We start from the raw sequence: 9,988 nt of genomic DNA, 5'->3' as shown, positions 1-9,988 counted from the left end.
GCCGCCAGCAACGCTTGCATCTGCCGGACGCAGGAGCGAACGACCGTTCTCGTCCTTCTCCATGAACAGAGCCAGTTCAACGTCGCTGCTGAACACGAGCACTGCGCCCTGAAGGTAGTTGCTGTGCAGGGTCGAGCGCAGCTTCAGAACCGCGTCCGACAGGTAGTTGCCCGACACTGGAACAACAGCCTGAACCGTTGCGAGCTGACCGAATACGTCGGTGTACTTGGTGACGCCCGAAGTGAGTGCGGTCTGTGCCAGAAGGCCCATGCGGGTGGTGGTCAGGCCGGGAACGTCCTGAACGGTGTTGGTCGTGGTGCCGTTGAGGAAAAGGTCGCTTTCCTTCTCAGCGATGTTCAGGATCATGCTGTCCTGAAGCTCTGCTGCGAGGTTCAGGATCGACTCCTGATCGTCGGAAACCCACGAAGTGTGACGCTGCTGGTCAACGATTTCGTTGGTGCCCCAGCTGAGCTTACCGAACAGGTCGGTGGTGTTCAGCGTGTAAGCTGCCTTTTCCGCCTTGGTCTTTGCAGCACCGCCAACACGCATCTTGATGATGCGCTCGAGGTTTGCCTTGACCGACACGACGCGGGACAGGCTGCGGATTGGGCTGAGCTTTGCGAGGCCGCGAGTGATCTCACCGTCGAATACGGTAGGAACGGTGTTGCCACCCTCTTCACCGACGAGACGCGAGAACTCGGTTGCCTTCACGTCGCCGTCTTCGATGGCGTAACGGCCCTTCACGAACGCCAGCTTTGCGAGGCGGTCGTCGTCCTGTGCGGTAATGTCTGCGGTGTGGCTCTTGGTCTGCGACTTGCGGGCCATCTGGTCACGCAGGTCAGCGATTTCGCCGCGCAGAGTTTCAACCTCTGCCTTGTTCACTGCGTCGTCGGAGTTGGCCTTGGTTGCCAGTTCCTCAAACAGCTTGTTGATGTTCTCTTCGTTCACTTTTCACCTCTGAATTGGAGTTCAGAGGAGGGCTGAAGAGCGGGTCCTGCTGTCTGAGAGGCGAGTCCGTTAGGAGTGCCGGTTGAAAGCGTTGCTTCCAGTGTTTCTATTTAGCGGCCCAGACGCTTCCTGATCTGGTATGCGAGCCAGAGGTCATCGAAGTGCCTCTGCTCAATTTCAGCGGCTTGCGACTTGAGCGCGTCGACAATCTCCATCTGTAGATTGGTTTGCTGGCCGAGCGCCTCGGCTGCTGCCTCGATCATCTCGGTGCCTTCGGCGATTGCCTGCCCGACTTCCTCGTCCGTGAGCACCGACTTGGCCATCAGCGTGGCTGCGAAGTCAGCTACGCGCTGTTGGTCTTCAAGGCTGAGATCGGGGAAGCTGGAAGCGATGTCGCCCTTTACGGCGGTCAGCTTCGCAAGCTCGTTACAGGGGAATGTGACCGCGCTAATCTCGTGAAGGGCAATCTCCTTGAGGCGGAGCACCTTGCGATCGTTGACGCGATCGGCTTGCTTCTGAAGCACGCGGTAGCCGATCGAGAAGCTGTCTAGGGTTCCATCTAGGAACTGGGAACGGACGTTCTGACCATCGTGGCTGTCTGAGAAGCGCGCTTTGAAGTACAGGCCCTCGTCGCTATCCCTGAGTTCCATAATGCGACCAATGGGCTTGTCGTGCCTGTGATGCGCTAGGAAGGGCATTCCCTTCACGGAAGCGTTGAAGCGATCTAGGGTGCGCTTGTAAGCGCCGCGCTCAACAATATCGCCGGCATGGTCGATGTTGCCGTAAGCACTCGCCAAACCCTCGACCTCGTTGTCGTTGATAGGACCAGCCTTAAAGCTCTTAGTCAGGAAAGGTGCGTTCATCGAGGTTCTGTTCCTATCAGTTACAAACTCCGTCCTATTTAGCGGTTAGCCGCGTTGATCCGCGCGACCGCTGGTATCGGCATTGTGGCCGACTTCTCGCGGGTTCTGATTGTCGGGCTGCTCTTGCGGTTCTTTGTCGCCACTCTGAGTGAGGGCTTCACCAGCACCAGCAACGGGGATCGGCTTGTCGCCCCAAGGAGCGGGAGCAAAGCCCATTGCCTCGCGATACTCGTTGAAGGTGATCGCGCCGCGACCAGCCATCTTGTCTACCATGTCGAGCTTGTCGTCCTGAAGGTAGGGCAGCTTGGTCTCATCGATTTCGATGGTCAGCTTGGGGTCGTTCAGGCTGTCGCGGAGGAAGCTCTGGAGATGCCCGAGCACGAAATCGGCGCGCGGCTTCAACCAACCAGTGTAGAAGGTGCGATCCGCCGTTCGCATGTTCATGCCGGTGGTTTCGCCCTCAAAGCCGAGCATCACAGGCTGAACAGCGAACGCCATTGCGATACGGCGCTCAAGCGCCTTCACCACGGACACGACATCGAGTTCCTTGAAGTCCATCTGGTTCTCGATGAACTCGGAGCCGGCGACCAAGCCCTTTAGCTCGTCGTCCTCGCGCAGCATCCTGAGCGTGTCGCGCAGCTTGGCCTTATCGTCGTCGGTTAGCTCGTTGTAGCCGTCCACCTCAGGAATGGTGATCCAGCCGCTCTTGCGGCCGCCGTTCGTGAAACGAGCATACATGAGCTTCGTAGCCGCCCTGTAAGCGGCGATATCAGCCATGATCGCGTCGCCGGCACCCGAACCCTCAATAGAGCTCAGCGGGTTGTAGATGCTCATGTGGAGCAGGTCGGCGTCGATCTGCTCGTAGCGGTTGGTGTCACCGATACGGCGCTCAACCATGATGATCGAAGCGGGTTCGTCGGGATCGGTGTAGAAGATGAGTTCTGGGTTGCTGGTGCCGTTGAGGCGCTTGGACGGATCATAGCTGATCGTGCCTTTGGCCGGCTCCTGATACATAAAGTCGGGCCGCAGGGCTTCCATGACAGGACGCTCCGCAATTTCCTTGTTCAACCAGAGCCAGTTATCGCCACCGATGCCGAGGTCCATTTCCGCGTTGCGGAGCAGGTTGCTCATCGTGCGGTCGCGGAAGTTGGGAACGCTGAGCACCTTCTTGCCGCGCTTGCTGCCCTCGATCTTGAGGGTGATGGAAGCCAGCTTCTCGGCGCGAATCTCTAGGCAGCGACGGCTAACCGGACACTGGAAATAGACCGCCTTGGTGCGACCAACGTAGTTCTCGTCGTCGGTCCAAACGGAGCCGCCGTTGACGGGGAACATGCCCCCGATACCACGGCTTCGCAGCTGAGTTTCCTGTTGACCGTAATCACGCGATTTGAACCATAAAAAACCCACTTTGCCACCATTAATTGGTTGTCCTGTGAGTATTTAGCGGTGGTAAGGAGTTCGCCGACGGAGAGCTATATGCGACTTTTTGCGCTTGGGTTGTTCGGATTGTTGGCTTGCTCTGGTGCGACCGCCGCCGACGCTGAAGACAAGCTGACAATCAGTGTTGATGTGTCGGAATGGACGCCATCACAGACCCTAGAACTCGACCTGACCTCGGGTGAATACGTTGTGACACCGCCGACGAGCGGCTGGCCCCCGTCGTTTCCCATGCGGCCTCGTCATGCTGGCCGGCTCAAAGCGGACGTGCTTGAGAACGTGCGCCGGCTTTCAGATGGCGCGTTCGCCAGCGGCGTCAATGATAAGAACTGCGCGACGAAGGTGCTCGGAGGACCGCCCCCGCCGCCAAGCCACGCGGTCGGCCCTGATGAGTTTACTTTGGTAAAGAATGGTGTGGGGATTAAGTCAGACGAGATTTACTGCCTGACTTCCGAAGCGAAAGCATTATACCGGTTCGTATCAAAGCTGTTCGACCACCGAAGACCCTAAACGCGGCCTAGACTGATGACTTGGAAGCCGGTTTTCTTGCGTTCGCCGTGAACGTGCTTGATCGCCTGAGTGAAAGCGTCTCCTCTGTCTGGTGACGACTTCAGGTCGGGTTCCCACTCGACCAACTGGCGTTCTAGCTTGTCGTGCTGACCGTGGATGCGGACCTTGCCCAGCTGGCAATGGAGGTAGGCTTCTTCGGCACGGGCATACTTAGATTTATCCGCCCAGACAGGCACCACGCGCACGCCCGTGACACCCGCTGTCTTGAGCATCTCACGCAGGAGTGAGGGGCCGGACTTCTGATTGTTTTCCTCGAACAGAATGTAGTCGCCGGACTTCAGATGAAGTCCGGCAAGGCGAACAATCTCGCGGAACGCGGCATCAAGGCCCATGCGCTCTGAAAAGTCGTCTAGAATGACGCACTGGCGCGAACCTGCGCGCTTCTCGCCACCGTAGATGATGCCGGTTTCGTCACCGCCGCCGGATGGGTCGATGCTCAAAAACCGCTTGTTACAAGTGGCCGCATACTCGTCGCGGGTGAGGGTGGTGGTCAGGCGCATCTTATCGATGCCTTCCTTGTTCCAAAGCTGGCTCTCGCCGCTCGTCCACTCGCCCAGAATCTCTTCACGGGCCTTTGTGCTGCCGATCAGGGCTTCAGCGCGAAGCTCGGCTAGGTGCTGTTCGTCCTGGTGGATGTTGGCCATGGACGCCGCCGTGCTGACGACGGTGTTGGGGCGGCTCTCGATCGCCTTGACCCACTCCTGCGCCTTGATGGGGCTGGTGGTCAGGATGATCTTGGTGCCCGCCGGATGCTTCTGGCGGACTGCGCGGAACAGGTTGTCGAACGTGCGCTCGCTATTCCACAGCGTAAGCTCGTCACCCCAGCCGAAGTTCAGTGACGGACCACGAATGCCCTGAGGATTGTCGGCGGTGTAGATGGTCGCGGACGTGCCATTCGGCCAATCGACGCGGTTGTAATGGGGTCGGAAGACAGGGACGCAATCGAGCGGGGCGGTCGCGATCAGGCCGCTGGGTCCGTCAATCATGATGTCACGGACGTGTTTAACCGTTGGGCCGACGAGAATTCCGTAACCGCCCGGAAACACGTCTCGGGCGAGTAGATTGGTGTTGGCGGATGCGCCGTAGGTCTTACCCGCGCCACGGCCCATGCGCTTCATCCAGATACGCCACTCGCCACGTGGCATCCGCTGGTGATCCTCAAGCGCGAACGCGGGATCGGTCATCACGCCGATGATCTGCTCGCGGAAGTCGGGCTCAATCTCCCCGATCCACTCCCAGAAGCCGTCCACTCCGAGTGAGGCGGTTTGCTCGCGGGCGAAGTCGATGAGATCTAGGTAGTCATCCAGATCATTCCGCATCTGCCACCTTGCCGGACTTTGCGGCGTGCTGGGCGATACGTTCCTGAAGGGCGCGGCCCTTGAGTAGCTGGTCGGTGCGCTTGGCGTCACGCTGATGTGCGCGGTGCGCTTCCTGAAGCGCCGCCTGCTGCGCCTCAAACACGCCCTTGTTGATCTTGTCCCAGATCGCGGCGCGCTGGTGGTCCTTCATGTCACCATAGAGGGCCAGGTACGCTTGCTGCTCGATGGGCGTCTGGACGAGCTGTCGGAACTCGTCTGCGGGCATTCCCTCGTGAGCCGCTTTGACTAGCGAGCACATGCGGGCAAGGGGGTCGGGCTGCGGTTCAGATGCGTTGCGGAGCCGGAAAGCATGAGCAGTCTGGCCGGTCATCGCAGCGCCAAGCTGTCGTTCGACTTCTGCCTTCGTATGGGCGATCGTTACGCCGGGATCACGGGTGCGGGGAGGCACGAAGATGCTGCGCTCTTGCGCGGCAAAGTGGCGATCTACCTCGGCTTTGGTGGGTTCAGGTCCGGTCACCTGATATTTAGCGGGCGGGTGATTGCTTAGGGGGAGGCAGCGTGCTCAAACAGGCAAACTAATCAGATAGCCACCTCGCTTCATGCGGTTGGCCAGCCGAGAGCACCATGAAGCAAATCGCTGTTTTCAATCACAAGGGCGGCGTGGCGAAGACCACGATGACGTTTCATCTAGGTTGGATGCTCGCCAGCCTCGGCAAAAAGGTAATGCTGGTCGACTGTGATCCCCAATGTAATCTGACCGGGGTATTTCTTGGCGACATTGATACGGAAGACTACCCGTTTGAAAGCGAGACTCCGCAGAAGCCTCGCAACATACGGGACGCCATCAGGCCGGCGTTCGAATCTCGACCTTACATGATCGAGCCGACAGAGCTTCAGGAATCCACGGCGCAGCCCGGACTGTTTATTCTGCCGGGCCACGTCGGTCTGGCGGAATACGAGAGCCAACTCGCCGTCGCGCACGAGCTTAGCAACACGCTTTCTGCCCTCCAAAACATACCCGGTGCTCTACATCATGCGATCGCGAAGTCAGCCGCTCAGGCCGGCATAGACTTTGCGATCGTTGATATGAGCCCAAGTCTCGGCGCGATCAATCAGAACCTCTTTATGACGAGTGATGCGTTCATTCTTCCGATGGCACCGGACTTGTTTTCCGCGATGGCGTTGAAGTCACTGGCGCGGACTCTCCCGAAGTGGGCTGACTGGGGCCGAAAGGCCGCGGCGAATACTTTGTTGAAGGAGGCTGATTACCCATTCCGTCCGGTAACGCCTGCGTATCTTGGGGCAACTGTAAACAACTTCCGGAAACGTGCCCGACGTGAGGAAGAAGCCAAGCCTACCCAAGCGTTCCAACAGTGGTTCGATCGACTAGCCCAAGTCCGTGATAATGAGCTTCATGCCGCGCTTGAGAGCGCCAAGATGCTCTTGCCACCTGAATTCTATGCCAACGCCCATGCTCCAACAAACGAATTCCTGATGGAGATCGGGTCAATGGATGGGCTGATCGCAACCGCTCAGGAGTTAGCCAAACCAGTTTTTGCGATCGATCTAGCTGCCGATACCACGCACCGGGGCACCGTTGCGGAAACCTATCGGCCGAAGATCGAGGATATCGGAAAGGGGTTCAGAAGCGGCGCGGAGAAGGTCATTGCCTTGACGGACCAGTTCTAAACATGGAGCGGTTCGAAGACGCACAAGCTACCTTCAGCCATGCCCTTGAGCGGGCACGGCAAATGATCTCACTGTTTGACGCGTTGTCGGCCCTGCGACCCCATGAACCCGCTAATGATGATGCGCTTCGATCGGCTTACTTCATGGCCGTTAGCTCCTTCGACTTTTTTGCGCACGAGCTTGCGGCTGTCGAAGCCAAGCATCGCTTCACTAATGGCCTCAAGACGCGCAACATCCACCTGCCTATGGAAGTCATGACCATAGGGGATAGCGACACCCGGATCGGCGCGGCTGAAGCGCACGTCCGACAGGCAAATTCCTACAGGGCATTCGTTGATCCTGCAAAGCTGGCTGAACTGTTGGCGTGCTACTGCCTCAAACCGTGGGACAAGCTGGCGCAACACATAAACGACGGGGTGCCAGCCGACGATCAAAGATCGGCTGAGGACTTGAAGGGTCAACTCAAAAGCATTTGGAAACGCCGCAATCAGATAGCCCACGAAGCAGACGTGAATCCCACCCTCGCCGGCGTCTCTCTGTGGCCGATTGACAAGGTGGACACCGAGATCACGATCACCTTCATCGGGGCGCTGGCAGAACACCTGCCTAAGGTGTTCGCCGTCGATCTAGAAGAGCAACCGGCAGAGTGAGCCACTAGGTGTAGGGTTCGTTTTGGACGCTCGTGCGTGATAGCGGGTAACGTACACCAACCACGAATTATTCTCACCTTATGTAGGGTGCCCCCTATGCTGGGGTGTCAACCTATCTTTTAGGTTGCTTTCTGGGTGCAGACAGGTTGGCTTCAGGTGTTGTCACTCTGAAGCACGGTATGCTTTAGGTGTATTATCCATACCTCGCTGCTGACAACCATACCTCATCAGCCTGTCAACAGTCACGCAGAGTGGATGCGACCAACAGCTCGTCGCATTTCCATCCGCTCAACCACGAGGGTAGGGCAGCGGATCGCCATTTAGAGTGGAAAAAGAGTTCAACCAGAGTGAATAAAACGGTTGCCCATAGAAATCTCAGGAACGCAATCACGGTCGTTCTAGGGTGCTTGACAGCCTAGACCCAACGGCACCTACTGCACCTCAACAGTGGCACACCGTACCACACCACACACCACACCATAAGCGGACAGCCCAACCATTCACGGCTTGCGGGCTATGACTTGAAGCCTCTTGCTGCCCACAAGTCCTTCTTCACCTGTCGCAGTTCTGCCTTTGCCTTGTTCCGCTCTGCACGGACGTTCGCATTCTCAAGTGTCTTACGTTGCATCGCCTTCCGCATCATGCGTGCAACTTCCTCATAGCGGGCCATCCGCTTCTCTAGCTCTGTCACTGTGTCCACTAGAGCCATCACTGCATCTGCCATTCGATCCAGCTTACGGGGTATCACGTCCGTTACCCTTGCATTAGCTATGGCTTGGTTCACTGCTACTTCCCGCATTAGCTTCTGAACCAGATACTCCGATATACCCAGCTTCTTTCCGATCGCTCGTTGGCTGTTTCCCTCTGCTGCCATCTGGGCTGCAATGGACATTTGTTCCTCTGTGAATACTGCTCGCTTGCTCATGCCCTATTTAGAGGGATTGTTGGAGGTTGTTCTTTGCGAATTGTCTCGGGGTAACTCATAGGGTGACTGCGCTGCTCATCGGCTACATAGCTATTCCTCGGGAGGTCTAGTTATGTTCTCGAATATCAAGCCCTATACTGCCGCGGAGACTTTCGTCTATGTCTGTGCGGCTCTCGTTGTGTTGTTTCTGACGGGTTCTTTCTGAGGTAGAAAAGCCGGGGGTTTTTGCCCCCAGCTTCCTGTCGATTCACCTGCTTAGCCGGCTCATTCCCTCAAAGGGTCTTGGTCGCGCCGGGTTCACTATCTTTGGGCCGAATTACCATGTTCTCGGGCGGCCCTCGATAGCAGCAAGCGCCTGACCGATCCCGCGACAAACGGACGTTGAAAGGAGATAGCGACCTGCCCTGGTCCTCTATTTAAGGCTGGGCAACAAACCGAAACGCCCGGCGATAACCGGCCCTTAACCGTCCGCTTTTTAGCTGCTCAATCCGAGTGGGGGAATGAGTATGGCTAGGACGAACGACGAGATAATGGACGAGGTTACGGCGCAATTGGCTGCGACGTGCGACCTCGATCCAACCGTGGGCCTTCTTGATGGCGCTGGCGAGTTTCAGGACGCCGTTTTCGAGGCGACGTACCTCATTGAAGCCTATCAGGCCGGCAAAGACCTGACCCTTGCGAAGCTCGCCTATGTCAAAGAGGACATGAAGGCTTTGCCTCTCAAGGAGCGCGTAGAGCGTGCAAGCCGTGCGATTGCCTTTGCTGATATGTGGCAGCGAGAGCGTGCCGCGTGAGCGACTGGCCCTATAAACTCGATGACTATTCGGAGCGGTATGTCGCTCATCTTGTGCGCGAGTATGGTTCGGCTGAACGTGCGCTGGAAATGCTCGCGTTCTTTGAGCAGGAACCCGAACATGCTCCTGAGGACATGCTAGAAGGTGGTGAGGGTGCAATCATTACCTTCGATCCCGGCTCCGAAGGCCACGAAGGTGCACTGACCTTCATTGGCTCCGCGTACCACCAGATCGCCGTTGATGCGGCTGGTGACGTTTACTTCAACAGCACTACCGGCGCCGACGAGGAACAGGTTGCCGAGCGGATCAACTGGTGCCGCAAGATGTGCAAATCTCCGTTCCGCGTTCAATCATGGCCTGTTCCGGCCAATGATAGTCCCGATCCGCAACGCTGGTATGTCATTCTGAGCAGCGCGCAGGATGCAGCCGCTTTTAAGCTCGTGTTTGGTGGTGCTCAATGACCGATCACAATCCCAATGATCCTTTGTTGGCAGACTACCAGCGCCGGTTCTTCGAGGCATATGACCGCATGGATGCAGCTATCCAGAGCAATCAGAAGCCCGCTGCTGATGATCTAAAGCTCCTGCGTGAACTCCATTACATTATGACTGAGTATCGTCGCGATCCGTTTAAGCCGATCCTGCTCACGAAGCTCGCCTATGATCCCGCTCATTACAGCAAGATCGAGAACGCATTCAAACTGATTGGCGAGCACCAGAAGATGCTTGATTGGTGGCGCAACTGGAAGCCCGGCGCTCTATTCGTATGAGGTTGAACCGCCCCGGGTTTGTCG

The 9,988-nt window shown here is 57.4% G+C and carries 12 protein-coding genes; 6 read left to right on the top strand and 6 right to left on the bottom strand.

Annotated features, from left to right (window positions below; all coding sequences use genetic code 11):
* From XM50_RS00910 to XM50_RS00900, 3 genes are all read right to left on the bottom strand, one after another.
* The coding region (locus XM50_RS00910; RefSeq protein WP_046406620.1) for a phage major capsid protein at positions 1-948 on the bottom strand (948 nt) is incomplete at its 3' end.
* A 110-nt stretch (positions 949-1,058) separates the two neighbouring features.
* Positions 1,059-1,811 carry an HK97 family phage prohead protease gene (locus XM50_RS19010; protein WP_052742318.1) on the bottom strand — a complete coding sequence of 251 codons (753 nt, stop codon included), beginning with the start codon at positions 1,809-1,811 and terminating at the stop codon, positions 1,059-1,061.
* Positions 1,812-1,856: 45 nt separating this feature from the next.
* Positions 1,857-3,218 carry a phage portal protein gene (locus XM50_RS00900; RefSeq protein ID WP_197075263.1) on the bottom strand — a complete coding sequence of 454 codons (1,362 nt, stop codon included), beginning with the start codon at positions 3,216-3,218 and terminating at the stop codon, positions 1,857-1,859.
* Between the two features lie 69 nt (positions 3,219-3,287).
* Here XM50_RS00900 and XM50_RS19885 point away from each other — a divergent pair, with 69 nt between their 5' ends.
* Complete coding sequence (locus XM50_RS19885; RefSeq protein WP_156167056.1) at positions 3,288-3,758, top strand: hypothetical protein; 471 nt, start codon at positions 3,288-3,290, stop codon at positions 3,756-3,758.
* Here XM50_RS19885 and XM50_RS00895 read toward each other — a convergent pair.
* Together XM50_RS00895 and XM50_RS19880 are read right to left on the bottom strand one after the other, a co-directional pair.
* A complete protein-coding gene (locus tag XM50_RS00895) occupies positions 3,755-5,137 on the bottom strand; it encodes a terminase large subunit domain-containing protein (RefSeq protein WP_046406617.1) in 1,383 nt (460 codons plus the stop codon). The genes XM50_RS19885 and XM50_RS00895 overlap by 4 nt on opposite strands.
* Positions 5,127-5,654, bottom strand: a complete 528-nt coding sequence (locus XM50_RS19880) for a hypothetical protein (protein WP_156167054.1) — start codon at positions 5,652-5,654, stop codon at positions 5,127-5,129. Before XM50_RS19880 ends, XM50_RS00895 begins: the two co-directional genes overlap by 11 nt.
* Before the next feature lie 107 nt (positions 5,655-5,761).
* On the opposite strand from XM50_RS19880, the gene XM50_RS00880 reads away from it, so the two are divergent.
* Together XM50_RS00880 and XM50_RS00875 are read left to right on the top strand one after the other, a co-directional pair.
* Positions 5,762-6,826 (top strand): ParA family protein, encoded by a 1,065-nt coding sequence (locus XM50_RS00880; RefSeq protein ID WP_046406613.1) that lies wholly within the window; start codon positions 5,762-5,764, stop codon positions 6,824-6,826.
* A gap of 2 nt (positions 6,827-6,828) precedes the next feature.
* Positions 6,829-7,476, top strand: coding sequence for a hypothetical protein (locus XM50_RS00875; protein WP_046406611.1), 648 nt, complete (start codon positions 6,829-6,831; stop codon positions 7,474-7,476).
* A gap of 514 nt (positions 7,477-7,990) precedes the next feature.
* Here XM50_RS00875 and XM50_RS00870 read toward each other — a convergent pair.
* Positions 7,991-8,368, bottom strand: a complete 378-nt coding sequence (locus XM50_RS00870; RefSeq protein ID WP_156167052.1) for a hypothetical protein — start codon at positions 8,366-8,368, stop codon at positions 7,991-7,993.
* 563 nt (positions 8,369-8,931) lie between these two features.
* Here XM50_RS00870 and XM50_RS00865 point away from each other — a divergent pair.
* From XM50_RS00865 to XM50_RS00855, 3 genes are read left to right on the top strand one after another with little or no spacing between them, the layout of a single operon-like run.
* Complete coding sequence (locus XM50_RS00865; RefSeq protein ID WP_156167050.1) at positions 8,932-9,195, top strand: hypothetical protein; 264 nt, start codon at positions 8,932-8,934, stop codon at positions 9,193-9,195.
* A complete protein-coding gene (locus XM50_RS00860) occupies positions 9,192-9,656 on the top strand; it encodes a hypothetical protein (protein ID WP_046406606.1) in 465 nt (154 codons plus the stop codon). Before XM50_RS00865 ends, XM50_RS00860 begins: the two co-directional genes overlap by 4 nt.
* On the top strand, positions 9,653-9,964 hold the full coding sequence (locus tag XM50_RS00855; protein ID WP_046406605.1) for a hypothetical protein: 312 nt from the start codon (positions 9,653-9,655) through the stop codon (positions 9,962-9,964). Before XM50_RS00860 ends, XM50_RS00855 begins: the two co-directional genes overlap by 4 nt.
* Positions 9,965-9,988: the final 24 nt, after the last annotated feature.

This window comes from Sphingomonas sp. Ag1, assembly GCF_000980895.1.
Taxonomy (GTDB): Bacteria; Pseudomonadota; Alphaproteobacteria; order Sphingomonadales; family Sphingomonadaceae; genus Sphingomonas; species Sphingomonas panaciterrae.
This window is presented reverse-complemented; position numbering and strand designations above follow the sequence as displayed.